Below are 24555 nucleotides of genomic sequence, written 5' to 3'. Positions count from 1 at the left end.
GGCACAGGCTGAATCCCCGGCATTCATGCCGGGGAGCACGTCAATCCCCTAACTTCGCCACTCCTCCTGGTAGTCGGGGTGATCGGCGTACGGCGCGGCCAGGTTGCGCAGCATCTCGTGGGCGGCCTGGCGCATGCTGTGGATCTCGTGCTCGGTGACCTGGGTGTCGTGCTCGGTGTTCCAGCCGCCCATGTACTCGGTAAGGCCGACGAGCCGCCGCCTGGCCTCCACCTCGCGCAGCACGCGGGCCGGGTCGTGGCGGGCGATGTGCTCGGCGGTGAACAGCCCGTTGTATGTCCCGTTCCAGCGCCGACCTAGCTTGCGCTTCACGTCAGGATGTGGATCGTCAACCACGAGGATCCTCCCGTCTGTCGCCTCGTCGTCGAAGATCCACGACGATGCCGGTGGGTGGCAGCCGCACACCTCTGCGGCCCTGCGTGCCGCACGCTCGTCCTCGTCGAGGCGGGCGCGGACGAAAGCGGTCAGGTCATCCACGGCAAGCCCTCCGTACGGCGTCGGCCAGTGCTTGCGCGTTCTCGGGTGCGATGAGCGCGCTGGCGATCGTCATGGGCTTCTCGTCGTCGTCGTAGACCGTAAGCTCGGCGGCGCCGCTGCTGACGGCCGACACGGTGATGCGGCGGCCGACCCAGGTCCTCCAGCTCCAGCTCGAAGTCCACGAGCTCATCCATCGCGCTTCTCCCGACGTACAGTCCTTGCCGCCCAATCTCCGTCGTTGCCGAGCCGGCGCTGTACGGCGACGAGCTTGAGGATGGCGTTGGCGACGTCTTCGGCCTGGTCCGGGTTGAGGTGGATCTCGTGGCCGTGCGTGGTCTTGGGGTCGCCCTCGCCGACGGTGATGCGGACGCACTGGTCGACGCCGATGTCCGAGGCTATGTCGATCCAGCCGGGCAGGTCTTCGTCACCGGGGACGCCCTGGACAACTTCCAGCCAGAGGTAGGTGCCGTGGGTGCTCATCGGCCGCACCTCGGGCACTTTCCGCAGTTCGCGCACCGCTCAGGTTCTTTGGGAGTGGGCTCGATGATCTGGGAGGAAGCGGGCAACGGCGCTCGGGGCTCTGGCCACTTCACTCCTGGGACCTCGCCAGTCCTGCGCTTCACGATGCCTCCCCGTAGTAGTACTGGGAGCGTCCGTCCCCCCAGACCAGCACGGCGCTGCCGTCGAGCCGATTCTTCTCGATGTGGGCTCGTGGCCGCTCGCCGTTTCCGTCCTCGCACTTGGGGTTGGTGCAGCGGACGCGGCCGGACTCCTGGGCGACGCGGAGCGAGTAGGTGCGGCAGTAGGGGCACTCGGGCGGCAGCTGGCCCTTGGGGACGTGGATGGGGATCCACCGCTCGCTTTCACCGATGTCGCGGATCTGCCGGGTCTGCTCGATCCACCGGTTGAGCTCGCGCACGGCGTGGCGGGCGAGCTCGTCGGGCACACCGTGCACGAGGCGGATAATCGAGTCGAGGGCGGCCATGGTGTTGCCGTCCGAGCCGCCGCGGTCCTCTCCCGAGTGGCCGGTGATCTGGTAGCGCAGCAGCCGCTCCAGGTCGCGGACGCCAGCGTGGATGGTCATGAGGACGGGGCCGGCCTCGGGGTGCCAGGGTGCGGGTGAGCCGCTGACCTTGTGGTGACCCGTGGTGCCCCTGGTGGGGTCGGCCACGGATTCTGGCAGCAGCTCGGCTAGTCGGGCCAGGAGTGGTTTGAGTTCGGCGGCCAGCTGGCCGACTTCCTGGGCGGGCGTCAAGGTCCCTCCTTTCGTTGGCTCTTCTGTGGGCCGGCGTGGCTTGGCCAGGGTGGGCAGGTCGGGCACGGCGCGGTTGGTCGGTGCGGGTACGGCGCGGCAGGGCTAGTCGGTGCGGGGGAGGCGGGGGTCGGTTCGGCATGTCGTGGGGGGCGGGCTGGGCGAGGATTGGCTCGGCTGGTCGGTGCGGGCGAGGCGGGGACTGGCTTGTCGGCGTGGCAAGACCTGGCACGGCGCGGTGCGGCGTGGCATGTCGGCGCGGCGCGGCTGGACTGGGGCTGACCGGTCGGCTTGGGGTGGCTAGCCGTATCTCGATCACGGCGTCGCGGGTGGCCGGGGCGCGACGGCCCCGGCCTGGCTCACTGGCGGTCGAAGGCGAGCAGCTCGAACTTCCCGTCCGAGCGGCCCCGGTCGGCGCCGAGGCCGATGTCCTCACCCCGCTCCCAGATGCGGCCCCACTCCTCGGCGCTGAGGAAGTCGTCGTGGACCCGCACGGTGAACTCCAGGATCGGACGCTCGACGTACTCCACGCGGTTGATGCTGGACCTCGGCCCCTGCGGGGTCTTGACGTGCTTGATCCGCTCCTCGACCCCGGTCGGCTCGAACACGCCGAGGCCGATGTAGATCTCCGGGACGAAGACCCGCTCGGCGAGCGTGGCCATCAGCCCCTTCCTGAACCCGTTCGCGATCTTCTTCTTGCTGGGGAAGTCGACGCCGGGGTAGGCGGAGTTGGACCACTCCTTGAGCGCCGCCTTCACGCAGCGGCCCTCGAAGACCAGCTCGCCGTCAGACGCGCGCTTGAACCCGTTGACGCTGACCTCCGCCTCGCCGGACTCCAGGACGGCCTGCGCCAGCTCGTCGGCGGACGGCTGCCGGTCCGGGAAACGCTCGCGCAGCGTCGCCTCGGCGAGCTCCTGAAGGTCGCGGTCGCCCAGCTCCAGGCGCGTCTTGAGCCAGGACTTGATGACGCTGGGCGAGCTGGGCACGCCGCCCACCAGCTTGTCGATGATCTGGAGCCGCACGCGGTAGACGGCGACGAACGCGGGCCCGGCCTGGGTGTGCTCGGGCGGGGCTGTGGCCGCAGGCTTGCGCGTCACGGCGTCGCGCACGGCGATCAGCGCGTTGATCAGCGGCAGCTCGGCGACCGCGCCGGTCCGCTCGGCGACGGCCTTGAGCCGGTCGAGCTCGGCGCCGTCCACGATGGTCTTGACGTAGTCCTTGAGGACCGGCATGACGGTGCGCAGGTACTCGGCGTCCGCGGTCTTCTGCTGGTCGATGATGCTGGTCATAGCGCACCTTTGGAGACGGCGGCCATGTCGATGTCGCCGGCGAAGAGGACGACGGCGGAGAGCTGGAGCTGGTCTCGGAGGGCGGCGGCGGTGGCGGCGACTCGTTCGGGGATGGTGCCGACGTTGCCGATGATGAGGGCGTCGCCGGGCCGGACGAGCAGGACGCGGGTGGGCTGGACGGTGACGGTCTCGGTGTCCTCGGCGAGGGTGCCGGGTTCGAGGCGGAAGCCGACGCTGCGGATGGTGGTGACGTAGCGGGGCTGCTTGGGGTCGTCGCCGAGCTTGCGTCGCAGCCAGGCGATGTGCATGTCGAGGGTCTTGCTGTCGCCGTACCGGCTTCCCCAGACCTCGCCCATGAGTTCCTCGCGCCTGACGGCCTTGCCGACGTTGCTGGCGAGGTAGGCGAGGACGGCGAATTCTTTGGGGGTGAGCTTGAGTGATTGGTCGCCGATCCAGGCGCGGTGGGCGTCGATATCGATACGGATGCGGGGGGTGGCGTCAGCCATCTCGGTCCTTTCGTTCGGCGAGCAGCATGGCGAGGGCGATCGTCCAGGTGATGGGCCACAGCATGGTGTAGGCCACGGCCACGACGACGACGAAGGTGCGGCGTGACACCCTGGCTTCGCGGGCGAGCAGGTCGACGGTCCATGGCCGGAGGGTGAGCGGGATGCCGACGAGGGCGAGGGAGGCGTAGACGCCGAGGATGTAGACGGCGGCCAGCGGGTGCTCAGGCATCCGGCCTCCGCTCGTGGTTGATCTCGTCCATCAGCAGTTGGGTGGACGGGTTGGGCTGGTGTCCGAGCGCGGCGTGGGCGAGCCGGTTGAGGTCGCGCTGGATGGTGCGGCGGGCGATCTCCTCCAGCGCTTTCCGCTGGCGGTCGCACACCTCGCGCAGGACGAGGTTCTCGTAGGCGAGCGGGTTCTCAGCCATCACGCCTCCGTTCGTTGCGCTTCGGCGCGGGCTCAGGCCCGTCGAGCGGCGCGAGTTCGTGCACGCTGGCCTCCTCCCGGGAATGCGACCCTGGTCCAGATCTCGCAGCCGAGAGCGGCCTCGAGGATGCGGAGGTTCGACAGGCGAGGGCTGCGCAGGCCGGTCTCCCACAGACGGAGGGTGTTGGGGCTGATGCCGGTCTTGCGGGCCAGGGCCTCGCGGCTGAGCCCGAGGTCGCGGCGGCGTTTGGTGAGGTAGACGATGATTGGGTCAGGTTCGGGGATCATGGGGCGTGCTCCTTCCGCTCGCCGAGCTGGAGGAGCTCGAGCGCGTGGGCACGGCCGGCCGGGGTGAGCCGGTAGAAGCGGCGGCGTGGCCCGAGAGCGCGCTCAGGCTCCCACTCGCCGCGGATCCAGCCCGCCATCTCCAGCCGGTCGAGGCAGATGTAGACGTTGCCGTAGCCGACCTTGCCGAGGTCGGCGATGCGGAGTCCGGACAGGCCGGGCGCGTCGGACAGCAGGACGGTGAGGACGCGTCGCATGGACTTGGTGGCGGGGATGCCGTCGACGCGGCGGGGCGGCCGGAGGGCGTCGGTCCACCAGTCGTTGGCGCTGGCGAGCCAGAACAGGAGCACGACGGCGACGAGCGCGGCGTAGGTGCTGGCGTCGGGGTTCTCAGCCCGGATCAGGATGGCGATGGCGGCGAAGCCGACGGCGCCGAGGAAGCGGATCACGCCTCCTCCTCGGTGCCATCGGGCCAGACGATGCGGGGACGCACCTCGACGGCGCGGCCGTTCTCGATGGCCACGCGCCAGATGTCAGGCGATTCCTCGCCGCGCACGAGGATGAAGCCGGTGAACGTACGGCCGGCGCCGTGCGCGTCGACGATGGCCTGGACGTCGGTGACCAGGCTGTGGGCGCGGAGCTCGTCGGCCTGGGAGGGGCGGATGGCGACGGCTTCCCGGCGGGTCAGCGTGCCCTCGTCGGTCTCCTTGGTCTCCTCGACGACGCGGAGCCAGGTGAGCCGTTCCCACTCCTTCCGCTCGGGGGTGCGGACGAAGGGGCTGTGCTGGAGCTCGCGCCATGGGATGGGCGGCTCGATGATGATCTCGCCGGATAGGTAGCTGACGTACCCCATCACACCCCCTCAGTGGAAGACCATCGCGCAGCCGTGCTCGACGCAGTGCTCCATGCCTGCGATGAGCGCCTCGGCGGCGCGCCGGTCGTAGTCGGTCTCTGGCCAGGTGGCGACGATCTCCCGGAGTCGCGGGAGGACCTCCTCGCATTCCCGTGCGAGGAGGTAGCCGCCACAGTCGGAGTGGTCGAGCAGCGGCTTCAACGAGGTCTGCACCTCGTCCCACCGCTTGCCGACCCAGGTGTCAGGCGCATCGAAAGGCTTGAAGCCCTCCATCTCGTCGAGGGCAAACCCTTCGGCCACGGCGAGACGCTCACGGAAGCGGTTAAAGCCGGAGTAGCTCCAGCTCGCGCCGCCTGGGCTGATGTTGAGTCCCATCAGATCAGGCTCCCCTGGCGGTCGTTCTCGTTGGTCTTGCGGACGCGGGAGACGAGCTTGAGCCGCCGCGTGCCCACCAGCACCTCGGGGTTCTCCTGGCGGCCGGCCTCGTCGACGAGGCGGACGATGTAGTCGTCGGTCTCGACGGCGAACCAGGGGCGGCCCTCGTCGTCGCGCCAGAGGTCGCCGGGGCGGGGCGGCCAGATGAGGTCGTCGGCGGCGCGGCGGAGGTTGTCGCGGTGGATGCCGTAGCCGGTGATGTTCTCGTCGTCGAGGGTGCCCTCGGCGGTGCGCACCGTGTAGAGCGCCTTGAGGACTTCGCGGATCTTCTCCTGGTGGTCAGGACCCGGGACCTCAAGCTGGGTAATGCGGAGCTTGACGGTCTCCTGCTTGTCCTCGGTCTCTGCCGGCTCGGCACGCTCGACGTGGGCCAGCTCGATGACGGCGGGCCAGTGGCCGCCGCGCTTGGCGAACATCTCCGCGGCCCAGCCCTCCAGGGCCTTCTCCACGTACGTGGTGATCTTCGAGTCGAGCTTGACGGCGGTCATGCGGCTCCTTCGGTGATGGGCCAGATCTTGATGACGGCGCCCGGCACGGGCAGGGCGTCGGGGTCCGGCGAACCGGCGTAGACCTTGCGGGCACGGCAGGCGACAACCCGGGCGTCGTCGGCCCACACGCCCGCGTCGGTCAGCGCGTCCTCGGTCGAGCGGACCAACTTGCTCAGATCCGGCATGCGGTCCGGGTGACGGCGGCGCTTGGGCGCGCTCTTGGGCCGGGCGAGGGTGAAGCACATCTCCACGGCGAGCGGCTCATCCAGCGGCGGCCCCGACCGGCTGACGCGGGCCAGCGCCGCCCACTTGACCGCCTCACGCCACGGCCGGACCGCCTTGCTGGACTCGACCATGACGCCCCGGCCGACATGCCGCTTGCTGCCCTGCGGGGCCGGCGTGCCGACGACGGTGATGGTGAGCAGCGGGGGCGTCATGACGCCTCCAGCGGAGCTTGAGCCAGGCGCCTACGGCGTCTCGCGCGCAGCGACCACGCAACCGGCTTGGGGTCGGGACGGCGGCGCCACGCCTGCGTGTCGTCGGTCTGCAGCGGGCCGGGCCGCCAGGTTGCGGCTGCCAGCGGCCGGGACGCCACTTCGAACGCCAGCCAGATCGGGGTGTACACCGATCCTTCGCCGGGGGCGATGTCAGTGTCGAGGTCGCCGAACAGCGCGTTGCCCCGGCAGCCGCGGTGGCGGGCCGTACACCAGTGCTGACCGGCCACCGTGACCCCGCCCGGCGCATACGCCAGCACGGCGATGCCGAGCGCGCAGGCTTGCGCCACCTCCAGCGGCGTTGCCGCCGCGCGGCCGGATTCACCGAGCGCGAGGGCGGAGGCGGGCAGGTCGCCGCCGGGCCACTGCCACAGCAGGTCACCGCCCGCGGCGATCACCTCGGCGAGGTAGGCGGCCAGGCATTCCATGGTCGCGCCGTCGCACGAGGCGAGCGCCTCGATGAGCGTCGGGACGGCGGCGTGCACATCGGTCCAGGCCGTCATGCGATCGCCGCCTCGGGTGGGGCCAGGGCGACGGGCGAGTAGACCGGCAGCAGCCCGGCCACCGCAGTCACGTCCACCGCTGGCGCCCAGACGACCATGCCGTGCTTGGAGCCGACCTGGTAGGCCGGGAGGTCCAGCACGCTGGACCACGCCCGCCACAGCTCCTGGTCGACGATCGCCTGCTCGCCGTCGTCGCGGACGAGGAGCCGCCGCACGTACCCGTCGCGCTCGTACATCCACGGCGTCGCCGTCACCGTGTGCCGGGTGAGCAGGGCCAGGCGCGGCAGCATCTCGGCGACGACCAGCTCGGGCCCGAAGCCCTTCAGCTCCGCGGCCTCGATGGTGCCGCTGCCGTACAGGCGGTAGGTGCCGTCGATCGGCGTCCCCCAGGAGCGCACGAGGTCGCGGGGCAGCTGGATGCAGCCGTACGGCCAGGCGGCGAATCGATGGCCGTCTGTGCCGGTGGCCAGGGTGAACAGCCGATCGCCGTCGGCGACCAGGCGGCAAATCCGGGTGAGGCTCGCGACGGCGAGCCGGGTGGCGCGCGTCATGCGATCTCCTCGAACAGGCTGGGCTGCCCTTCAGGCGGGAGCGGTGGCTTGGGTACCTGCATGGCCCTGGCCCGCTCGCCGGGGTCGGTGGTGCGCCACTGGGCGATGCGGCAGTAGTCGGCGGACCTGTCGACGCTGATGCCGATACGGCCGAGGACGGAGGCGACGAGGGCAGTGGTGCCGGTCCCGCCGAACGGGTCGAGCACCACAGCTGGCCGTACGGGGGCAGTCGGCTCGGAGCAGGCGCAGGCGTAGCCGACGATGCGATCAGGGTTGGCGGCCTTGAGCGCGAGCCACGCCTTTGGGCGGGCGGTGTTCCGGCCGCCTGCTCGGTCGTAGGAGTTGTCTTGACCGAGGGTGGCTTTGTGGACCACAGGCCGCCGACCTTCACCACACGCGGTGCAGATGCCGGGCGGGGACCAGCCGCGGATGATCCGCCGCGGGAACTCCATCGGAAACGCGGCGTAGTGGTCGACGCCGAGATGGTCGGGAACGTTGAGCGGCTGGGTGGCGACCTCCCACACGCTGCCCGGCAGCGCACCGAGCGGGTTCACCGTGTCGGCCATCGCCCGACGCCGCTGGCCCGGAGGCGTCTCCCGCCGTACGCCCGGCCGACGTGCGTAGTCGCTGGCAGGCTCCCGGATCTCGTCAACCGCCGAGTAGTAGCGGAGCTGGAGCGTGAAGTGGAACCAGTGTTCGTGACTTCGGCGCACCCGGTCGGTGACGCTCTCCGGCAGACCATTCGGCTTGCCCCAGATCACCTCGGCCCGCAGGATGAGCCCGAGCTGGTCGATGCAGCCGAGCGCATACCGCCACGGGAGTCCGAGCAGGCTCTTGACCTTCAGGTCGGGGGTGTAGGACTGGCCCTGCATGCCAGCCTTCGTGTGGCCGACCTGGGCGGTCCTGCCGACAGGCGGAACGCGTGTCTGGCGGCTGGTCGAGTTGTAGGCATCCCCGAGGTTCAACCACAGCGAGCCGGTCGGCTTGAGTACGCGCATCCACTCTCGGGTGCAGTCCCATAGCGCCTCCAGGTACTCCCAGGGCGTGGGCTCGTTCCCGATCTGCCCAGCCAGGCTGGCGTCGCCGTCGCGGTAGTCGCGCAGCCCCCAGTAGGGCGGGCTCGTCACGACCAGGTCGACAGACAAGTCCGCCAGTGGGAGTGCCCGAGCATCGCCCCGCACGATCGCGAGCGTCATGCGCTGGCCTCCACGTCCGGGACGGGCTGCTGGGCGCGGTGCCACTGCCGATGGGCGCGGGCCTCCTCCTCGGCATCGGCCAGGACGATGTGCCTCGTGCCGCGCCAGCCACAGGAGCCGGTACGGCAGGCGGCCTGCTTGCGGGCGCCGGCGACGTATTCGATGGCGACGATGACCCGGGGCATCAGGCACCTCCGGTGATCGCGTCGTAGACGGCGCGCACGAGCCGGGCGTCGCCGAGAGCGGTGTGCTCCTCGTGCCGAGCTGGGTCGACGCCGACGGCCCGGTACAGGTCCAGGGACTTCCAGGGCAGCGACGGCAGGCTGTTCGCCGGGTGGAACTCCGAACCTTCGGGCTGCCGCGTGCCGTCCGGGCCGTCTGTGGCGTAGTCGTGGTGGCCAGCCACCACCCCGTACAGGTAGCCGACCGCGAGGGCCTCGACGTTGATCAGGTGGTAGTGGGCTGTCCAGCACTCGCCGTACCTGGCGAGGAAGCGCCGCAGGAACCGGAAGTCGAAGTCCGGCACGGCACCAACGACGTGCGCCCCTTCGAGCAGCTGGGCGAGTTTGTTCGCGACGGCCGCGGCGCCGGTGAAGCGGCGGCTATCCTCGTCGGGGTCGATGAGCGCGACCGCCTCGCCGGGCGCGTGGATACCGAGCACCCGCCGTTCGTAGTAGCGGCTGATCCGTAGCGACATGGGGTCTGCCGTGGATAGGTTGGGCCGGATCTGCCACAGGTACTCGACGTCGTCGTGGCCGTCGCGGCGCACGATGGCGGCGATCTCCCACACCTCGCCGCGGGTGTCATCCAGCGAAGTCGTCTCGGTGTCCAGGAACACGAGGTGGGGCATCAGGAGCTCCTCTCGGCGCGGGCGGCGAGCGCCGCCTTGGCGCGGCGGAACTCCTCGGTCGGCGCGGACGGCCGCTGGTCGACGGTCGGCGGCTGCAGCGCCTCGACCGGCCGCCAGCCGTGGCCGCGGACCATGAGCAGGAGCTCGGCGGCGCCGGCGGCCGGGTCGGACACGTCGTGGTCGGTGAGCCAGCGGGCGATCGCGGCTTCCAGGCGGCCCGCGTCGCGGTCGAAGGGGTCGGTCATGATCCCGCCTTCAGGTCGGCCGCACAGCTGCGGCAGGGCTGTTCGAGCAGGTGGATGGGGCACGTCTCGCGCGGGGCGTCGGCGGGCAGGAAGTCCCGCGGTCGCTCGCGGATGGCCCGGCTGACGTAGTTGAGCGGCTTGTCGACGGCGCGGCCGTCGAGGATTTGCCGTCGGATCGTCGCTGCGTGGGCGGGCGTGACGGTGCGGCCGGTCAGCTCGCGTAGCAGCTCGATGATCCTGTGGTCGATCTTCGAGTCGTCGTCGTCCTGGGTCGCACGCGCGTTACGGTCCGTAAGAGACGACGACTGAGTACCTCCCCTTGGGTCGAACCCCGTAGGGGTTCGACCCTTCGGGTCGGGACGGGACGGGGCAGGATTTTGCTTAGCAACGCCGCTAGCATTTGCTAGCCGGTTGTCAGCCGTTTGGTTCGCGGCCTTGGCCTGACCTCCCTTCCGTCCCGCCTCAGCGCGCTTCCTCCTCAGGTCTCGGACCTTCTCCGCTGACGGCTGGTACGTGGTCCAGTCGTGGAACTGGTAGCCACCCCTCGTTCGCCGCCACAGCCCGCGATCCACGAGTTCCCGCACTGCGGTCTCGGGGTCGTCGCACATCCGGGCGGGCAGCTTGGCGGGCACGAAACCGTCTGTCAGGTTGCGTGCTGACCAAGCGCCGGCGCGGACCCACAACGCCACGGCGCAGTCGGGCGCATCGAAGACCTTGGGGTGGTCGTAGAACGAGTCGTCTACCTTGAACCACGTCACCAGGCGCAGTCCGTCTCTCGTGACCCGGTAGCCGGGTCGGGCGAGTCCATGAGCGCAGTACCTCCTTGTCGCGAGCCGGATCATCACGTCAGACCAGCCCGTCTTCGAGCGGCGCGGGTGCGGGCCGCGTTCTCGCGGTGACGGTCGGCGTCATAAGCCAGGTGACACCTCTGGCACGCGGCGAATAGGTTGTCGTACGCGCAGTGCTCCGGCGTGTGGTCGCGGTGCGCAGTGGTGAGCACGACCTTGGAGCCGGTCACCGGGTGCGGTTCGCCGTGGCGGGCGGCGCATCGGCCGCCGTGGTCATGGCCGCACTCGCCGAGGCACTCGCACTGGCCGGCGGCGCGCTCGAACCTGATGTGCCAGCTGACCATCGGCCAGTCCTTCGGGTACCTGGCGCGCTCCTCGGGTCGGATGGGCATCACGCGACCCCGGCCTTCTTGAGGAGGCGCGTGCTCTTGCGCTCCCGGGGCGTCAGCCCGCCGTACATGCCCCACCGCTCGCCCCGCGTGAGCGCGTAGTCGAGGCAGTCCCGCCACACGGGGCAGTCGCGGCAGACGCGGCGGGCCGGCGCGTAGGCGCGCCGTTCCCGTTGGGCCGTATCGGGGCCGCCCGGGCCGATCGCTGGGAACCACAGGTCAGGGTCGGGGTGGTCGCGGCAGGCCGCGAGCTCGCGCCAGTCGTCGGCGTGCGGGGTGTCGAGGCCCCAGGCCCCGTAACGGTCGCGTGAGTGCATGGCGTCCCTCCAGGGGTGCCCGGCCCTGGGCGACGCGGCAGCCCAGGGCCGGGCGGTGGATGTCCGGGCCCGGCGGGGTCCCCCCGGTCCCGCGGGGCCCGGACGTGTGGTGGCCCGCCTCGCCCCCACCCCCCAAGTGGGGCGAGGCGGGCGGCCGGGTGAGGGGAAGGTCTCGCCCGGCGCATGCCCGGCGACGGCTACCACTCCGTCGCCTGGCATGGCCCACGCGACCGGCTCCGCGAGAAGCAGTCCGTGGGCACGCCGCGGCCGGAGCTCGCGACCCCGAAAGGAAAAGGTCGGCTCGACGGCGGCGGCGGGTCTGGTCATCGTCCGGCCTCCAGCTCGGTGAGGGCGCGGCGGATGCGGATGGCGCTGTCGCTCGCGAGAGTCAGCTCGCCGCGCTCGACCTTGGAGAGGGCACGGCGTGAGATGCCGGCGCGCTCGGCGAGCTCAGCCTGCGTGAGGTGGAGTGCCTTGCGGCGGCGGGCGAGCTTCAGGCCGCTGTCGGGGATGGGCAGCCCTTCGGCCTCGAACATGACGCTGGAGACCTTGAGCGGCCTCAGCCACTGCTCGACGGCGAGCTCATCAGCAAGCCACCGCTCGATGAGCTGGATGGCCTGCTCGACGCTCTTGTCGGTGTCGAGGCCGAAGGTGATCGTGAGGGTCTGCCTCATGCGGCCCTCCCGGTGAGCCAGGAGACGACTATCGTGAGCAGCCAGATCAGCGTCAGGACGGCGGCGGCGTGCCCCGGGCTGGTGGCGTCCATCCACCGGCCGACGCGGGTCAGGAGCGTCCTCATCGTCGCCTCCGGAACGGGAGCACGAGGCCACGGCCGGGGCGAGTGGCGCCGCGTCCCCTGGGGATGAGCGGCGCCCACGGCCTGGCGGGCGGCTGGGTGGCGCGCACGAGGGCCTCGATGTCGTCGTCGGCGAGCGGCACCTGCGCGGGCTCGCCGTCCGGCTCGGGCGCGCGCTCGATCTCGTCGGCCAGGGCCAGCACGGCGCGGTAAACGTCGGTCGGCTTCTGGGCGGCGAGCCTGCGCAGGCGGGCGACGATCTCCTTGTGGGTCACGAGTCACCCCCGGTCGGTTCGTACTCGCGATCCGGCCACGTGCGGGCGGCGAGCGGCCGAAGCCGACGGAGGTCCCGCCAGCCGCGGACGCGGCGCACGGCCCACCAGGCGGCCCGGCCCGCGGCCTTGAGCGCGGCGACCACGAGGAGGGTCCACACGGCCCACGCGGCGATGACGCACAGGAGGCGCCCGATCTCGGTCACTTCTTCTTGCCTCCCGCCTGCTTGCTGTCGGCCGGGGTGATGCGCCGTACGCCGGCCTTCTCCTCTCGGACCTCGCGGGCGATGTCCTCGGCGAGGCGGGTGGCCTGCTCGATCAGGTCGTAGCGGTCGTCGGCCATCACGCGCCCTCCCCTGGCTTCGTGGCCTGCGGCCAGTCGTCGCCCGCGCTCGGGCTCTCGTCGACGGCCTCATCGGAGTCGGACAGGACCTCGCCCTCAACGAAGTCGACCTCGGGCAGCTCGCTCTCGCCCGCTTCGTTCTCGCGCTGAAGGAGCTCGCGGAGTTCGGGGCTCTGGGGGACCCAGTCGGCCAGGCGCCGCACGGCGGACTTGCGCCACATGGCGTCGAACTCGGTGTGCCAGGTGGAGTTGCGCTTGCCGTTGGCTTCGGCGCGGGCGTAGTTCTTGCTGTACTTGTCGCGGATCTCGATGGCCTGCTGGCGGTTCAGGGTGACGATCTTCGAGCGGCCGCCGCCCTTGATCTCAGCGAAGGCGTAGACGAGCACGATCGGGCCACGCTCCTCGGGCGAGGCCAGGAGGTTCGGACGGTGCCAGAACCCGCCCCCGTCGCCGATCTTGTACTCCCACGGGTCGTTCTCGTGGATGAACTCGGCGACCACCGAGGTGACCTGGCCCGAGCGGTACATGAGCTCCACCAGGCCCTGCCACTGCGCGATGAAGGTGGCCTCACGGCCCATCGGCACGATCGCGGCCTGCTTCGTGCCGGGCTCCAGCCCGAGCCGCGCCGACTCCAGGAGCGCGGCGAGGATCGACTCCTGGGTGCAGTCGAGAAGCTTCTCGTTCTTCTGCACGCAGGTCAGCGCCATGCGCAGGAACCGGTCCACGCCGACGTGCTTAGGCAGCGCGGCAGCGAACTGCGGCTTCATCTGCTGGAACAACTGCCGGGCCGTGGCCACCTTCTGTCGGCGGAGCTCGACGGCCTGGCCGCCGGTCTGGCCGGTGGCGCGCTGGGCGACTCTGTCCTTGAGCGTCATGAGGTACTCCCGGGGACGCGGAGCACGCGGGCGCGGTGGGCCCGATACTCGTCGGGGTGGTGGGTCTTGATGGCCTCGATGTCGAGGGCGTCGACCTGGCGCCGATGGGCGGCGGCGAGGTCAGGGTGTGCCTCGCGGAAGCGCTTGGGTGCGAAGTTGCCGTTGCGGCGCCAGCTGTAGAGCTCGCGGCCGGGGGCGAGCGCGATCTCCGCGTCGCCGAGGCGTGCCTTGAGCTTGTTCTCGACGGCGCCGAGCTCGCGCTTCAGCTTCTTCCGCTCGCGGATGATCTCCTCGCGGCGGGCCAGCAGCTTGTCGGCTTCGGCGACCTCCTCGGGGGTGAAGAGCTTCACCGAGTCGGCGCTGACGTCCCACAGGTGGTTCAGCAGTTCGCCGGTGGACTCCAGGTCGCCCGGCTCGGGCGGCACGCCGGCCACGACGTGGTTGTGCCAGAAGTCGCTGACGACCTTGACCAGGTGGTCGATGAGCTCGGCGTCGTGCGCGAGCTCGAAGTAGATGAAGTCGTCGTCGACCAGGCCGGCGACGTGGGCCTTGGTGTAGCCGGTGACGGCGCAGTACCAGTAGGCCTGGAGGGCGGGGCCGTCTGGTGGTTCCTCGCCGTGCCAGTCCTCGCGTCGGGCGGATCGCCAGGTGCGGGTCTTGCATTCCAGCACGGCGGGGTCGGACAGGTCGTCGCCGTCGGCGAGGAAGCTGAACCGGTCGGGGTTGGCCAGCATGTATGGCCGTTCGGCGTGCTGGAGCGTGCCGGGCGAGTCGACGACCCAGCGGCCGGTCTCCTCGCCGAAGAACTCGGCGACCAGCCCTTCGAGCCGGTCCCCGCGTCGCGCGGAGCGCTCCAGCTGGACGTCGCGCTGCTGCTCCAGCTCGCCGCGCTTGTCGAGGTAGACCTCCAGTGGTCCGCGGCGTCGGTCCATGCCGAGGATGGCGGCCACGTCGGAGCCGCCGATTCCCTGCCGCCGGACCTTGAGCCACTCGTCGCGTGACAGGCCGGACGGTGCGAGCAGGCGCGCGGTCGGGGTCAGCAGATCCGTGCTCATGATTCGCCGTCCCGGTACACAGGTGTGAGCGGTCCGTCGTGCTGGTGGACGTGGGATACGGCGACTCCGGCCGCTCCGCAGCCAGGTCTGAAGAGTCGCACCTGGCCGTGGAAGGTGCTGGTGGGGTCGTCGACGGCGGCGGCGAGCCAGTGGCGGCCAGTCGCGTCTCGCCACAGCTCGCCGTTCTTGGGCGCGATGGCGGGCAGCAGACGAGTGATCCTGACGTTGTCCGCATCGTGCTGGACCTGCGACCGAGCGTTCACTCCTCCCTCGCTACGGATCACGGCGTACTCGAAGGCGAGGGAGCCGCCCTTGCACTCGACGACGCGGGCGTCCTCGATGTGGATGTCGACGATCTCGCCGGGCTCGTACGTGCGCTCGGTCATCACGCCTCACCCGCCTCGATGCTCTGGCCGGCGAGGAGGCCGACCATGGCGAGGGTCTCGGCGTCGATGGCGGATGACTGGTTGGCGAGTGCGCCGAGGTGGGAGCACGCGCGCATGGTGATCCAGCCGACGATGCCGTGATCGAGGTCGGGGAATTCCTGGCGGATCTGCTCGCCGACAAAGTCGGCCAGGCCGCCGACGGCCGCGCGGCCTTCGTCGTTCAGGGCTTCCATGAACTGGTCGATCACGTCGCGGGTCTTGGAGCTCCACTCGGGCCACAGCGGGCGGTACGTCATCCCCGCTCTCCCTTCCAGAGGGCCGCGCGGAGGCGGCGGGCACGGCGGCTGACCCGCTTGGCCAGCAGCAGCCCGCGCTCGCGCATGGTCTGCCGCATGCGGTGCTCGACCCGGGTCCCGCCCGTGCGGAGGGGTGCCAGCCACTCGTCCGGGTCGGTGATCTCCTTGCGGAGGCGTTCCCACTCGGCGACGTCGGCCGGGGTGAGGGCGGGCATGGTCGCGGTCTCCGGCTCGGGGTCGATCGGCGGCGCGGTCGGCCGGACGACGGGCATCGGCTCGGTCAGCTCGCCCGTGCGGCGGTGGCGGCCGGTCACGGCTGCTCTCCTTCCTCGATGGCACGCTCCACGTCGTCGCGGTTGGCCTCGGCGAGCTCGGCGACGCGGGCGACGGCGGCGTCCAGCTCGGGGTCGTCGCCGCCGAACGGCTCGTCGGGGTCCGGGGTCTGGGTGAGCGCGGCCTCGATGGCGGCCAGGTCCTTCTCCCAGAAGGCGGCCTGCGCGGCGATGGCCTGGGCGAGCTCGCGCGCCTCGCGGATCTGCTCCAGGTCGTCACGGCGGGCCGTGAACTTCCGCCTGCCGATGAGAAGCGTGGACCAGATGTCATCCAGGACGTGCCGCACCTCGTGCGGGGCGACCTCGCCCATCTCGAAGGTGGGTACGGCCATCAGGAGTCCTCCAAGGGGATGCCGCGCTCGGCGAGCGTGGACTCGATCGCCTGCCGCACTTCCGATCCGAACGGGGTCGCCCAGTCGTAGGCGATCCCGCGCCGCCGCTGGCTCACGAGGTAGTCAGTGGGCAGCTCGCGCGTGACTTCGCGCATCATGTCGACGAGGTTGGGCGCCATCTACGCCACCTCCAGGGTGGCCAGCACGGCGGCCAGCTCAGGGCTGTCCCACCCGGCGTAGCGCAGCTCGTGCTCCGCCAGGCGGACAGCGGACTCCAGGTCGTGCGCCCGGCCGGCCAGCGGCCGCCACTGGCCCTCGCAGCGGCGGAACGGCAGGTAGGCGCGGGGACGGTGGTCGTACGGCGTGGCCGACACCACGGCGTCGAGGTCGCCGCCGGGGCGGCGGGCGACATGCTCGACGGTGTACGCCTCGAACTCGCCGAGGAAGACGGTGGTCGTGAGCTGCATCATGCCGCCGCCTCCTCGCACAGCTGGCTGACGATCACATGCAGCCGCGAGAGGTCGTTGGTGCTGGCGAACAGCCGCGTGCGCTGGTCGGCGGTGAGCCCAAGGACGCGCTGGGCGCGGTCGGCCACGAAGACGCCGCGGCCGATGTCGCCGCCCGGGAGGACGTGCTCCAGGGCCAGGCCCTCGCGGATCTCCTCCTCGGCGGCCACCAAGTAGAGGGCGGCGGGCGTGCCGTCGTCCACCTCCAGGAGCCACCGGCCGCCGGCCAGGATCGCGGCCCACCCGGCGAAGCATGCGGTGGTGCCGCACCGCCAGGTGGACTGCCGCCAGCCCTCGGGATGACGAAGGATGTGCGCCAGGGTCTGCCTGAGCAGCGTGGTGTTGACCATCAGACCGTCACCTCCACTGGCAGCAGGGCCAGGGCGGCGAGGTCGATCGGGTCGATGTACGGCACGCCGAGCCGGTCAGCCGTCGCGCGGGCCCGGTCGCGCAGCTGCTCGCGCGGGATGCCCAGCTCGGTGCCGTGGATCACCGGGGCCCGGTCGGGGTGACGCTCCAGGATCTCCAGCGGGGCACGGCCGTCCACGACCTCGTCGACACCGCGCTGGTCGTCCGGGACGAGCCGGATCGTCACGTGGTGCACCGTGTTGATCAGCTCGCCGACGATCCGACGGATGTCGTCGATGCCGTTGTCGGCGCTGAACAGCTCGTCGGCCTGGTCGTCATCGAGACCCAGCACCTGCCTGGCGCGGTCATCCACGTCGATGACCCGGCCCACCAGCGGGAACTCGCGCACGTAGTCGGGGTCGTCGTCGCGGTCCGCCGCGAGATACAACGAGAACGGCGCAGTCGGGTCCTGAGTGATCCACCGGCCGCCCGCGAGCTCGGCGGCCCACCCGGCGAAGCACATGCCGCTCTTGCAGCGGTAGACCTTCTGGTTCCAGGTCTCCGGATGTGCCTCGATGTGCGCCAGCGTGGCGCGGAGGAGGAGCGCGTTGACGGCCATGGCTACGCGCTCGCCTTCGGGTCGTCGCCCTTCAGCAGCGCCCGGACCTCGGACTCCCTGTAGCGGCGGTGCCCGCCGAGCGTCCGGATCGAGGTGAGCCTGCCCGCCTTCGCCCAGCGGGTGACAGTTTTCGGGTCGACGCGGAACATGGTCGCGACCTCGGCGGGGGTGAGCAGCGGCTCGGCGTCGAAGTTCTTGGTGCTCATAGGGGTGGTCCCTCCAGTGGGAGTAGGGTTGGACACGCCGGGGGTCCCTCCGGCGCGGCCCGGGCTGGTGGTGCAGCCCGGGCCCTTTGATTGCTCGGCTACGGGCGGATGGCGAAGTCGTTCCAGGCCACCCGGTCCAGGCGGGAGCCGCCGCACTCCAAGGTCACGGAGTCCGAGGAGTTGCCGTACATGTGGCTGGTGCGGTTCCAGTAGAGGTTGACCGGGCTGTTCCACCAGTTCGCCGGGTCGGTCGAGGGGCTCTTGCCGGTCCGGACGTTGACGTACGCGCCGGGCGCCAGGCTGAAGCTGGCCGGGAAGTGGTAGGTGTGGCCGGTCAGGTCCTCCAGGGTGCAGCCCGCGAGGGAGGCGGGCGTCGCGCCCTTGTTCTGGACGCGCACCGACTCCTGGTAGGCGTTGGCGCTCGTGTCGACGCCCTTGACGTTGTAGTCGACGCGGACGATCTGGAGACCGGTGCCCTGCTCGTCGGCCGATGCGGCGGTGACGCCGAAGGACAGGCCCAAGGCGGCGATGCCGCCGACGAGCGTGAGGACGATCTTCTTCATCGAGTGATCTTTCTTGGTTGGGGACGGAGGACCGTCCGTTGGGTTACCTGGGATGCCATGCCATGCCTGCCGTGCCGGGCCTCGCCAGCCGGACCCCGCCTAGCCCTGCCGGGCCAAGCCGCGCCGGGACGAGCCACGTCACGCCTGCCGGTCACGCCGCGTCCTTGTCGAGGTCGCGGCGGACCATCGCGTAGAACTCGCTGAAGTGCTCGTAGCGGCGCTTGAGCGCCTTCCACTCGCGCTCCATGTCCTGGAGCACGAGCTGAGCCATGAAGGGGTCGGCCGTGACGCGCTCCACGGGCTCGTACACGTGCCCCTTCTCGCTGCGCACCGCGTGGAAGGCACGGACGCTCTGCTCGGGGTTCTTGTCGTCGGCCTCGCGGTAGACGACCTTGCACTTCTGGATCAGCCGGTGCGCCTGCTCGCGCCGCCACGCCTCGGCGGCGACGGAGTCGTCCCACTCGAACCGGTCGTGCAGCGGGTGGTCCGGCTCCTTCGCCACCTCGACCACCAGCTCGGGCGTGAGCTTCCCGTACTGGTCGTAGATCGCCTGCATATGGTCGCGGAGGCTCATGCCGCACCTGCCATGCCGAGCCGGACCGAGCCTTGCCGGACCACGACTTGCCAAACCATGCCGGGAGACGCCTGACTCACCTGATGACCTCGACTTCCTTGGTCGGGTCGACTTGGTAGCAGCCGAAGTCGCCATCCCGCTCGGGCCGCCACTCGCCGACCCCGACACCCATGCCGCCGGCGTCGATCAGCGAGAGCACCGAGCCGCGAGTGAGGGCGGAGGTGACGTAGGTGACCTCCAGAACGGCCCGCCATTCCCGGAACTCGGGCCGGTAGCGAAGGTCGGTTCCGCCGCGGCCGACGGTGACGACGTCCTCGCGCATCTGCGCTTCGCCCTCGATACGGGTGAGCGCCCGGCCGTCATCACCGACTTCGCCACGGAAGAAGATGAACTGCTTGAGCGCGGTCATGGTGACGCCCGAGTAAAAGCGGGCACCGCCGACCGTGGCCGCCTTGAACGCGATCGACGGGAAGCCAGGGCTGCCGTCCTTGAGCCGATAGAACGCGGCCTCGTATTCGGCCAGCGGATCCTTCGGCTCCTTCGGGGACTTGCGCCCCTGCATGTTGTCGAGCATCTGCCGCTTGGCCTTCTCGCTGAACTTGTGCATGATCAGCGGCGTCGTGCCGACGATCGGCACGCGGATGGTTTCCGCGGCGATGCGGTCGATCTCGACCGTGGCGTCATCGCTTTTCTTCGCTGCCATTGCTAGCCTTTCGATTGGTTGCTGAGGTCCAGCCGTCGCGAGATGGCTGGACCTCTCTCGTTGAAGGCGGAAGTGGCCGGGGCATGCCACACCTGGACGCACCGGGACGCGCCTAGACGTGCCGAGCCGAACCGCGCCTGCCATGCCGGGCCAAGCGGTGACCTGCCGGAACTCGCCCAGACTCGCCACGCCTGCCCGACCGAGCCTTGCCCGACCGCGCCAAGACCTGCCTCGCCTGGCCCTGCCTCGCCGAGCCAAGCCGAGCCGCGCCTGGCCTTGACCTGCCATGCCCCGACTGCCGAACCTGGCCCAGCCCCACCGAGCCTCGCGGGGACGAGCCCTGACGCGCCTTGCGATGCCGCGCCTGCCATGCGTTGCCCAGCCCGGACTAGCCACTCCCTGACCGGCCGCGCCTCGACTGCCGCACCATGCCGCACCAAGCCCCGCCGTTCCCTGCCGTGCCTAGCCGTGACGCGGCGCGACACGCCCTGCCTACCGGGCGCGTTCATGCCGCCCCCCGGATGGAGTGGACGTCTCGGGTGGCGCGCCGCTGTGCGATCCGGTCGCCGGCGCCGGCGAAGACGCGGCGCAGTGTGCGGGCGGCGTCGGTCGTGAAGGGCGGCGCGTCGGCGACCGATGCCTCGATCGCCTCGCGGGAGCACGCGGGCAGGGACTGCCACAGCTCCGCGAAGCTGCTCATCGGTCCCTCCCGCACCCGCGGCACTTGTTGGGGTGGAAGTCGGGATCGTTCTTGGTCTTGCAGTGCATGCACATCCACCACTGCTGCTTGGGCTTCTTCTTCGGGTGCGGAGCGTTGGTGATCGTCATGCCGACCTCGCCTCAGCCGTGAGGCTCTCCACGTCATAGGCGGGGCTGACGATCGCAGCAGGCGGGACACCCAGAGCGGCGGCGATCTCTCGGCACAGCTTGGGCGGGCATTTCTTGCGTCCGTGCTCGATGTTCGAGAGGTACGCGTGGCTCTTGTCGACCGCCTTCGCTAGCTCGCCGACCGTCCAGCCCAGCGCGTCGCGCAGCGCTCGGATGGTGGCACCGATGCGCACGGCCTCGGGGTCCAGCTCTTCACTGCCTGCCATACCGGCAAGACTAGGGAACAACAGGGAATATCTCAAGATGGGAACGTGGAAGAGTAGGGAAGAAACAGCAAGATGATCTCTAGAGCTTCCCGATTTTGGGCTTGACCTGCTTGCCAGGTTCTCGTAACCAAGCACGTCTTTGGGCCTCGGGGCGTGTGGATGTTCCCAGTTGTTCCCGGCATGATGGTCACCATGAGCCGAGACCGCGCACGAGCCGCCCAGTTTGTGATCGCAAGGCGCGGCGAGCTTGGTCTCACGCAGCAGCAACTCGCGGCGCGAGCGGGTGTTGACGTGAAGACGATTTACAACCTTGAGTCGGGAGAGCGGTGGCCACAGGCGGCCACGCGCGGAAAGATCGAAAAGGCTCTGGGATGGGTGGGCGGCGCCCTTGAGGACATAGCCGCAGGTCGAGCTTCCGGCTTTCAATTCCCTACGGCGGCGGAGCTCATCGCCGACGGCCTGGAGCGACGGCACCTTACCGAGCGGGAAGCTACAGAGATCGCAGGTGTGACGGAAGAGGAGTGGCGGGACGTTGCGTCGGGCTCGCCATCCATCGAGGCTGCGCGGGCCGAAGATCCCAGCCGGGCGAATGTGGTGGCTCGCGTCGCGCTGACCGCAGGCGTCATCCCCGAACAACTAGCCGAAGCTGGACATGAGCGGGCGGCTGCGGTCCTCCGCGAGCTGATCCGACGAGCAGCGCGCATTTCAGAGCCGGAGGTCAAGGCTGTCGATCCATACATGCGGCGTCTGCTTGAGCTCTGGCCTCAAACCGTCGAGTGGCAACGCCGAGCGGTCGTCCGCCTGCTGGAGGACATGATCAGCGAGTCCCCCGCCGCGCCCGTCGTTGAGCAGCCGTACCAGGAGACCCGCGAGACAGGGTGACAGAAAGTAACGACTTGGTCACGAGGATCTTAAAGCGGTAGAAATCTCCCAATGGGGAACGTGCCATAGAAGATACGCCTGGGAAGCGCAAACAGCACTACAGATGGACGATCTCCATGCCGCACTCCCAGCAGCATCCCCAGCCCGACGAGGAACTCCTCGACGACGCCCAGCGCCTCCTCGACAGCGTCCAGCAACGCGTCAAGCGCGTCACCGCGCTGAGCTTCTGGGCATCCCGCTCCACGGAACGCGCCGCCGAGCTTCAGACAGAGCTGGCCGCCGTCCGAGCCGAGCTCGCTCTCGCGCAGCAGGAGCTGACCTTCTGGCGCCGCCGAGAGGCCCGCACCGCCGGCCTGGATCCCGACCTGATGCCGCCTCGCGAGTACGTCACCGCGGTCCGCACCCCACAGCGGGAGCCGTACCGCGCCGTGACCGTCGAGATCGACGGAGAGCCATGGACGATCGGCCTACGGCGCGACCGGCCCACCGACCCGGACCCGCTGCGCGAGATGCGGGACTGGCAGCAGCTCGTCACGGTCGTGCGGGAGATCCGGCAGCGAAGGGGGGAATCATGATCTCGCGCATGCCCCGCGTCATCACCGCGCCGCTCCCCGAGGGGCAGGACTGGACTCTTCACCGGGCGGACGACGAGGTGACCATCCTCATCAACGAGAGCCTCACCGAGGAGGAGCAGCGGACCGCCCGCCGCGCCGCACGCGCAGCCCTACGGCGCGAATACCACGCCTGGCTGCCGCTCCCCGTCGTCGTCGCCGCCGCCGGATGGGTCGGCAAGAAGGCTCGGACACCCGCCGGCGCCGCCGTCATGGCCGCCGCTGTGACCGCCTTAGGAGCGGCGGCCGTGGTACAGCTCACCGAGGGCGATCAGCCTCAGCGCGGCGCCGCGCCGCCGCCCGTCGTCGTGACCGCTCAGCCCTCTCCCACGACCAGTGCCAGGCCCGAGCCAACGACGACCCGCTCACGCTCACCACGCGCCGAGCGGCCCCGGGCGACACCACGGCAGGACCGCGACGACAGCCGCGTTGACCGGCGCCAGGAGGTAAACGATTCCGTGGAGCGGCCCGGACCGGACGACGAGCCGGACCGCACACCCCGCGAGCGCACACCCGACGACGCGCCGGAGACCACCCAACCCGCGACGCCGGCCACGAGCTCGCCCGGTGACGACGCCCCGGCCGACACGACCCCCATCCGGGATCCCGGACCGCCGGCGGCCACCACGCCGGAGCAGCCAGCCCCGGCGGCATGTGGCGGCATCCACCTACGCGTCCCGCTCGACCCGCTCGCCGACGTCGACGCCTGCCTGCTCGACTAGGGCCGCCGCCACTTGTAGTCGACATACTCCGATGGTGGGACGTTGCGGCGGCCCTGGCCGACCGGCGACAGGCGGATGTACGCCATGGTCGCCCGGATCACCGACCGCCGCTGTGCGATGTCGAGACGCCGCCACTCCGCCCAGACCTCCTCCACGTCCGGGCGGATCAGCGACGCGAGCAACGGATGCGTCGACGCGGCACGGATGCGGGCCTCGGCGGCCTCGATCAACGGCCGCAGCCGCCGCTCCATCCTGGCCAGCAACTCCATCGACATCTCGCCGTCCTCGACGAGCTTTTCGCCTTGCGCGAGCTCGGCGTTCCACCGGTCGATCTTGGCGCGCTCCTCCGCCACCCGATCGCCGGGTACCTCGGGGGCGAAGAATTCGACCGCGTCCGGCTCGGCAAGCCGTCTGACCAACGCCGCCTCGATGTAGCGGTCGACCATGTCTGTGCGGCAGAAGAAGTGGCGATGGGTGGAACAGACGTAGCCGCGATAGTTGCCGCGATGCTTGCCGGTCGCGGCCGGCGCGCGACAGATCGCACACTCGGCGATCATGCTGATGAGGTGCTTGATCGACCCGTCCCGGTTCGTGCGCCGCTCGGGACTCGCCAGGACCTCGTTGGCGGTGTAGAACACGGCCTCCTCGACGAGCGGCGGCCAGATCGCATCTCCGATGAGCTGGCCCTTATAGCTGCGTTTGCCGATGTAGGCGGGGTTGGTCACCATGCCGCGGATCGTTGCGTGCGCCCACAAGCTGCGCATGTGCGTCACGATGCCGGAGTTGTTGAGCCACTTGACGGTCGAGTTGATCGACTTCCGTGCTGCGATGCGCGCGAAGATCTCTCCCACGATCCAGGCACGCGTGTAGGTGCCAATCTCCACGAACGCATGGCGCTGGACACAGGCCAGCTTGAATGACGTCCGCGGCAGATGGTCGACGACCACGCTGGCCAGATTCCCGGTCGCCGTGTCGTGCATGCGGCGGTACCCGAACAGCGGCCTGCCGTGCGGGCGGCCGGCCCGGGCGTTGGCCCGCATCGCCCGTTGCACCTGCTCGGAGATCGCTTCCGACTGGTCCTCGTCGCGGATCGCGTCGTAGGCCGTCACCCGCCGGTCGTCCCGTTTGGACAGGTCGTAGACGCGCCCGTTGTAGCACCACAGCACCCCAGATCGCCAGCACGCATCCCGGAGGCGGACATACACGGCCAGGTCGCGCTGCATGCGAGAGGACTCCCAGCAGACGACGATGTGGCCCTTGCGCGCCTCGATGTCGGCGATCAGCCGCTCGAACTCCTCGCGCGCCCTGGTCGCGAATCGTGAGGCGGACCGGTCGTCGTCAACGTACTCTCCACCTACGACGACATCGTTGGCCGCGCACCAGGCACGCTCTTCGTCCAGTTGCTCGCGGACGGATCGGCCCTGCTCGAAGCTTCCACGGCGTGCCCGATAGGTGGACTTGCGCGCGTAGAGCAGCCCGATCATCTGCTGGCTCTTGGGGGTCATGCGGCGAGCCTAGGCGAAAAGAGTTGTGTTTAGCGACTAGACAGCAAGCTGTTTCCCCAGATCAGCGCGAGCAGGAGGAAGGCGGGCAGCCAACGCCCCACGGGAGTACCTTGCACGGGACAGGAGCGTAGTTACCTTTCGCTCCACACTCGTAGGGAGTTTTCCTTATTTTTCG

Annotated in this window: 49 protein-coding genes; 3 read left to right on the top strand and 46 right to left on the bottom strand. The window is 70.1% G+C overall.

The window, feature by feature from the left end; genetic code table 11:
- Window positions 1–48: 48 nt before the first annotated feature.
- The 45 genes from BSB02_RS39950 to BSB02_RS27175 form a co-directional block, all read right to left on the bottom strand.
- Window positions 49–495 carry a DUF6221 family protein gene (locus BSB02_RS39950; protein WP_143591216.1) on the bottom strand — a complete coding sequence of 149 codons (447 nt, stop codon included), beginning with the start codon at window positions 493–495 and terminating at the stop codon, window positions 49–51.
- Complete coding sequence (locus tag BSB02_RS27375; protein ID WP_084963353.1) at window positions 488–685, bottom strand: hypothetical protein; 198 nt, start codon at window positions 683–685, stop codon at window positions 488–490. The genes BSB02_RS39950 and BSB02_RS27375 overlap by 8 nt, the downstream gene beginning before the upstream one ends.
- The gene (locus BSB02_RS27370; RefSeq protein ID WP_084963351.1) at window positions 682–975 is read right to left on the bottom strand and encodes a hypothetical protein; all 294 of its coding nucleotides are present in this window, start codon (window positions 973–975) and stop codon (window positions 682–684) included. The genes BSB02_RS27375 and BSB02_RS27370 overlap by 4 nt, the downstream gene beginning before the upstream one ends.
- Window positions 976–1114: 139 nt before the next feature.
- Window positions 1115–1750 carry a hypothetical protein gene (locus BSB02_RS27365; protein ID WP_084963348.1) on the bottom strand — a complete coding sequence of 212 codons (636 nt, stop codon included), beginning with the start codon at window positions 1748–1750 and terminating at the stop codon, window positions 1115–1117.
- Between the two features lie 356 nt (window positions 1751–2106).
- Complete coding sequence (locus tag BSB02_RS27360; RefSeq protein ID WP_084963346.1) at window positions 2107–3036, bottom strand: hypothetical protein; 930 nt, start codon at window positions 3034–3036, stop codon at window positions 2107–2109.
- Window positions 3033–3542 carry a winged helix-turn-helix domain-containing protein gene (locus BSB02_RS27355; RefSeq protein WP_084963345.1) on the bottom strand — a complete coding sequence of 170 codons (510 nt, stop codon included), beginning with the start codon at window positions 3540–3542 and terminating at the stop codon, window positions 3033–3035. The genes BSB02_RS27360 and BSB02_RS27355 overlap by 4 nt, the downstream gene beginning before the upstream one ends.
- Complete coding sequence (locus BSB02_RS27350; RefSeq protein ID WP_084963343.1) at window positions 3535–3771, bottom strand: hypothetical protein; 237 nt, start codon at window positions 3769–3771, stop codon at window positions 3535–3537. Before BSB02_RS27350 ends, BSB02_RS27355 begins: the two co-directional genes overlap by 8 nt.
- Entirely contained in the window at window positions 3764–3967 is a 204-nt protein-coding gene (locus BSB02_RS27345; protein WP_084963340.1) for a hypothetical protein, read from the bottom strand. The genes BSB02_RS27350 and BSB02_RS27345 overlap by 8 nt, the downstream gene beginning before the upstream one ends.
- Before the next feature lie 32 nt (window positions 3968–3999).
- On the bottom strand, window positions 4000–4254 hold the full coding sequence (locus BSB02_RS27340; protein ID WP_084963338.1) for a helix-turn-helix domain-containing protein: 255 nt from the start codon (window positions 4252–4254) through the stop codon (window positions 4000–4002).
- Window positions 4251–4700, bottom strand: coding sequence for a PadR family transcriptional regulator (locus BSB02_RS41610; RefSeq protein ID WP_206184912.1), 450 nt, complete (start codon window positions 4698–4700; stop codon window positions 4251–4253). The genes BSB02_RS27340 and BSB02_RS41610 overlap by 4 nt, the downstream gene beginning before the upstream one ends.
- Window positions 4697–5104, bottom strand: coding sequence for a DUF6205 family protein (locus BSB02_RS27330; protein WP_084963337.1), 408 nt, complete (start codon window positions 5102–5104; stop codon window positions 4697–4699). Before BSB02_RS27330 ends, BSB02_RS41610 begins: the two co-directional genes overlap by 4 nt.
- 9 nt (window positions 5105–5113) lie before the next feature.
- Entirely contained in the window at window positions 5114–5479 is a 366-nt protein-coding gene (locus BSB02_RS27325) for a hypothetical protein (protein ID WP_084963335.1), read from the bottom strand.
- Window positions 5479–6027 (bottom strand): hypothetical protein, encoded by a 549-nt coding sequence (locus BSB02_RS41605; protein WP_206184911.1) that lies wholly within the window; start codon window positions 6025–6027, stop codon window positions 5479–5481. Before BSB02_RS41605 ends, BSB02_RS27325 begins: the two co-directional genes overlap by 1 nt.
- Window positions 6024–6464, bottom strand: a complete 441-nt coding sequence (locus BSB02_RS27315; protein ID WP_084963333.1) for a RusA family crossover junction endodeoxyribonuclease — start codon at window positions 6462–6464, stop codon at window positions 6024–6026. The genes BSB02_RS41605 and BSB02_RS27315 overlap by 4 nt, the downstream gene beginning before the upstream one ends.
- Window positions 6461–7024 (bottom strand): hypothetical protein, encoded by a 564-nt coding sequence (locus BSB02_RS27310; protein WP_084963331.1) that lies wholly within the window; start codon window positions 7022–7024, stop codon window positions 6461–6463. Before BSB02_RS27310 ends, BSB02_RS27315 begins: the two co-directional genes overlap by 4 nt.
- On the bottom strand, window positions 7021–7575 hold the full coding sequence (locus BSB02_RS27305; RefSeq protein ID WP_084963329.1) for a hypothetical protein: 555 nt from the start codon (window positions 7573–7575) through the stop codon (window positions 7021–7023). The genes BSB02_RS27310 and BSB02_RS27305 overlap by 4 nt, the downstream gene beginning before the upstream one ends.
- A complete protein-coding gene (locus BSB02_RS27300) occupies window positions 7572–8771 on the bottom strand; it encodes a DNA-methyltransferase (RefSeq protein WP_084963327.1) in 1200 nt (399 codons plus the stop codon). The genes BSB02_RS27305 and BSB02_RS27300 overlap by 4 nt, the downstream gene beginning before the upstream one ends.
- Complete coding sequence (locus BSB02_RS27295) at window positions 8768–8956, bottom strand: hypothetical protein (protein ID WP_084963323.1); 189 nt, start codon at window positions 8954–8956, stop codon at window positions 8768–8770. Before BSB02_RS27295 ends, BSB02_RS27300 begins: the two co-directional genes overlap by 4 nt.
- Window positions 8956–9621, bottom strand: coding sequence for a 3'-5' exonuclease (locus BSB02_RS27290; protein ID WP_084963321.1), 666 nt, complete (start codon window positions 9619–9621; stop codon window positions 8956–8958). Before BSB02_RS27290 ends, BSB02_RS27295 begins: the two co-directional genes overlap by 1 nt.
- A complete protein-coding gene (locus BSB02_RS27285; RefSeq protein ID WP_084963319.1) occupies window positions 9621–9866 on the bottom strand; it encodes a hypothetical protein in 246 nt (81 codons plus the stop codon). The genes BSB02_RS27290 and BSB02_RS27285 overlap by 1 nt, the downstream gene beginning before the upstream one ends.
- Complete coding sequence (locus tag BSB02_RS27280) at window positions 9863–10624, bottom strand: hypothetical protein (protein WP_084963317.1); 762 nt, start codon at window positions 10622–10624, stop codon at window positions 9863–9865. Before BSB02_RS27280 ends, BSB02_RS27285 begins: the two co-directional genes overlap by 4 nt.
- Window positions 10625–10707: 83 nt before the next feature.
- Window positions 10708–11049, bottom strand: coding sequence for a hypothetical protein (locus BSB02_RS27275; protein WP_206184910.1), 342 nt, complete (start codon window positions 11047–11049; stop codon window positions 10708–10710).
- The gene (locus tag BSB02_RS27270) at window positions 11046–11360 is read right to left on the bottom strand and encodes a WhiB family transcriptional regulator (protein ID WP_084963316.1); all 315 of its coding nucleotides are present in this window, start codon (window positions 11358–11360) and stop codon (window positions 11046–11048) included. The genes BSB02_RS27275 and BSB02_RS27270 overlap by 4 nt, the downstream gene beginning before the upstream one ends.
- A gap of 323 nt (window positions 11361–11683) precedes the next feature.
- Complete coding sequence (locus tag BSB02_RS27265; RefSeq protein ID WP_084963314.1) at window positions 11684–12034, bottom strand: helix-turn-helix domain-containing protein; 351 nt, start codon at window positions 12032–12034, stop codon at window positions 11684–11686.
- Window positions 12031–12159, bottom strand: coding sequence for a hypothetical protein (locus BSB02_RS43155; RefSeq protein ID WP_276206360.1), 129 nt, complete (start codon window positions 12157–12159; stop codon window positions 12031–12033). Before BSB02_RS43155 ends, BSB02_RS27265 begins: the two co-directional genes overlap by 4 nt.
- On the bottom strand, window positions 12156–12431 hold the full coding sequence (locus BSB02_RS27260; RefSeq protein WP_084963312.1) for a hypothetical protein: 276 nt from the start codon (window positions 12429–12431) through the stop codon (window positions 12156–12158). Before BSB02_RS27260 ends, BSB02_RS43155 begins: the two co-directional genes overlap by 4 nt.
- A complete protein-coding gene (locus BSB02_RS27255; RefSeq protein ID WP_084963310.1) occupies window positions 12428–12634 on the bottom strand; it encodes a hypothetical protein in 207 nt (68 codons plus the stop codon). Before BSB02_RS27255 ends, BSB02_RS27260 begins: the two co-directional genes overlap by 4 nt.
- Window positions 12631–12774, bottom strand: coding sequence for a dihydroneopterin aldolase (locus BSB02_RS39940; protein ID WP_143591214.1), 144 nt, complete (start codon window positions 12772–12774; stop codon window positions 12631–12633). Before BSB02_RS39940 ends, BSB02_RS27255 begins: the two co-directional genes overlap by 4 nt.
- A complete protein-coding gene (locus BSB02_RS27250; RefSeq protein WP_084963309.1) occupies window positions 12771–13646 on the bottom strand; it encodes a recombinase RecT in 876 nt (291 codons plus the stop codon). Before BSB02_RS27250 ends, BSB02_RS39940 begins: the two co-directional genes overlap by 4 nt.
- A complete protein-coding gene (locus BSB02_RS27245; protein WP_084963307.1) occupies window positions 13643–14701 on the bottom strand; it encodes a YqaJ viral recombinase family nuclease in 1059 nt (352 codons plus the stop codon). Before BSB02_RS27245 ends, BSB02_RS27250 begins: the two co-directional genes overlap by 4 nt.
- Window positions 14698–15087: a hypothetical protein gene (locus tag BSB02_RS27240; RefSeq protein WP_084963305.1), complete on the bottom strand. Its 390-nt coding sequence runs from the start codon at window positions 15085–15087 to the stop codon at window positions 14698–14700. Before BSB02_RS27240 ends, BSB02_RS27245 begins: the two co-directional genes overlap by 4 nt.
- Complete coding sequence (locus BSB02_RS27235) at window positions 15087–15383, bottom strand: hypothetical protein (protein ID WP_084963303.1); 297 nt, start codon at window positions 15381–15383, stop codon at window positions 15087–15089. The genes BSB02_RS27240 and BSB02_RS27235 overlap by 1 nt, the downstream gene beginning before the upstream one ends.
- Window positions 15380–15697, bottom strand: a complete 318-nt coding sequence (locus BSB02_RS27230) for a hypothetical protein (RefSeq protein WP_084963301.1) — start codon at window positions 15695–15697, stop codon at window positions 15380–15382. The genes BSB02_RS27235 and BSB02_RS27230 overlap by 4 nt, the downstream gene beginning before the upstream one ends.
- Window positions 15694–16047 carry a hypothetical protein gene (locus tag BSB02_RS27225; RefSeq protein WP_084963300.1) on the bottom strand — a complete coding sequence of 118 codons (354 nt, stop codon included), beginning with the start codon at window positions 16045–16047 and terminating at the stop codon, window positions 15694–15696. Before BSB02_RS27225 ends, BSB02_RS27230 begins: the two co-directional genes overlap by 4 nt.
- Entirely contained in the window at window positions 16047–16226 is a 180-nt protein-coding gene (locus tag BSB02_RS27220; protein WP_084963298.1) for a hypothetical protein, read from the bottom strand. The genes BSB02_RS27225 and BSB02_RS27220 overlap by 1 nt, the downstream gene beginning before the upstream one ends.
- Window positions 16227–16517: a hypothetical protein gene (locus BSB02_RS27215; RefSeq protein WP_084963296.1), complete on the bottom strand. Its 291-nt coding sequence runs from the start codon at window positions 16515–16517 to the stop codon at window positions 16227–16229.
- Window positions 16514–16903 carry a hypothetical protein gene (locus BSB02_RS27210; protein WP_084963294.1) on the bottom strand — a complete coding sequence of 130 codons (390 nt, stop codon included), beginning with the start codon at window positions 16901–16903 and terminating at the stop codon, window positions 16514–16516. The genes BSB02_RS27215 and BSB02_RS27210 overlap by 4 nt, the downstream gene beginning before the upstream one ends.
- Window positions 16903–17520, bottom strand: coding sequence for a hypothetical protein (locus BSB02_RS27205; protein ID WP_084963292.1), 618 nt, complete (start codon window positions 17518–17520; stop codon window positions 16903–16905). The genes BSB02_RS27210 and BSB02_RS27205 overlap by 1 nt, the downstream gene beginning before the upstream one ends.
- Before the next feature lie 2 nt (window positions 17521–17522).
- On the bottom strand, window positions 17523–17726 hold the full coding sequence (locus BSB02_RS27200; RefSeq protein ID WP_084963290.1) for a BldC family transcriptional regulator: 204 nt from the start codon (window positions 17724–17726) through the stop codon (window positions 17523–17525).
- 98 nt (window positions 17727–17824) lie between these two features.
- A complete protein-coding gene (locus tag BSB02_RS27195; protein WP_084963288.1) occupies window positions 17825–18289 on the bottom strand; it encodes a lamin tail domain-containing protein in 465 nt (154 codons plus the stop codon).
- Between the two features lie 151 nt (window positions 18290–18440).
- Entirely contained in the window at window positions 18441–18863 is a 423-nt protein-coding gene (locus BSB02_RS27190) for a hypothetical protein (RefSeq protein ID WP_143591212.1), read from the bottom strand.
- Between the two features lie 76 nt (window positions 18864–18939).
- Window positions 18940–19566 (bottom strand): hypothetical protein, encoded by a 627-nt coding sequence (locus BSB02_RS27185; protein ID WP_084963284.1) that lies wholly within the window; start codon window positions 19564–19566, stop codon window positions 18940–18942.
- 505 nt (window positions 19567–20071) lie between these two features.
- A complete protein-coding gene (locus tag BSB02_RS27180) occupies window positions 20072–20266 on the bottom strand; it encodes a hypothetical protein (protein ID WP_084963282.1) in 195 nt (64 codons plus the stop codon).
- Window positions 20263–20394, bottom strand: coding sequence for a hypothetical protein (locus BSB02_RS43150; protein WP_276206359.1), 132 nt, complete (start codon window positions 20392–20394; stop codon window positions 20263–20265). The genes BSB02_RS27180 and BSB02_RS43150 overlap by 4 nt, the downstream gene beginning before the upstream one ends.
- Window positions 20391–20660 carry a helix-turn-helix domain-containing protein gene (locus tag BSB02_RS27175; RefSeq protein WP_084963280.1) on the bottom strand — a complete coding sequence of 90 codons (270 nt, stop codon included), beginning with the start codon at window positions 20658–20660 and terminating at the stop codon, window positions 20391–20393. Before BSB02_RS27175 ends, BSB02_RS43150 begins: the two co-directional genes overlap by 4 nt.
- Before the next feature lie 192 nt (window positions 20661–20852).
- Here BSB02_RS27175 and BSB02_RS27170 point away from each other — a divergent pair, with 192 nt between their 5' ends.
- The 3 genes from BSB02_RS27170 to BSB02_RS27160 all read left to right on the top strand — a co-directional run bounded on the left by BSB02_RS27170 (window position 20853) and on the right by BSB02_RS27160 (window position 22875).
- Window positions 20853–21542: a helix-turn-helix domain-containing protein gene (locus BSB02_RS27170; protein WP_158088735.1), complete on the top strand. Its 690-nt coding sequence runs from the start codon at window positions 20853–20855 to the stop codon at window positions 21540–21542.
- Window positions 21543–21658: 116 nt separating this feature from the next.
- Entirely contained in the window at window positions 21659–22117 is a 459-nt protein-coding gene (locus BSB02_RS27165) for a hypothetical protein (RefSeq protein ID WP_084963276.1), read from the top strand.
- A gap of 8 nt (window positions 22118–22125) precedes the next feature.
- Entirely contained in the window at window positions 22126–22875 is a 750-nt protein-coding gene (locus BSB02_RS27160) for a hypothetical protein (RefSeq protein ID WP_143591209.1), read from the top strand.
- On the opposite strand, the gene BSB02_RS27155 is transcribed toward BSB02_RS27160, so the two are convergent.
- A complete protein-coding gene (locus BSB02_RS27155; protein WP_084963271.1) occupies window positions 22872–24380 on the bottom strand; it encodes a recombinase family protein in 1509 nt (502 codons plus the stop codon). The two genes, BSB02_RS27160 and BSB02_RS27155, sit on opposite strands and share 4 nt — an antisense overlap.
- Window positions 24381–24555 lie beyond the last annotated feature (175 nt).

The organism is Thermoactinospora rubra, assembly GCF_002093975.1.
GTDB lineage: Bacteria > Actinomycetota > Actinomycetes > Streptosporangiales > Streptosporangiaceae > Nonomuraea > Nonomuraea rubra_A.
Note: the sequence above shows the minus strand (reverse complement) of the source record. Positions and strands in the feature narration are given on the sequence as shown.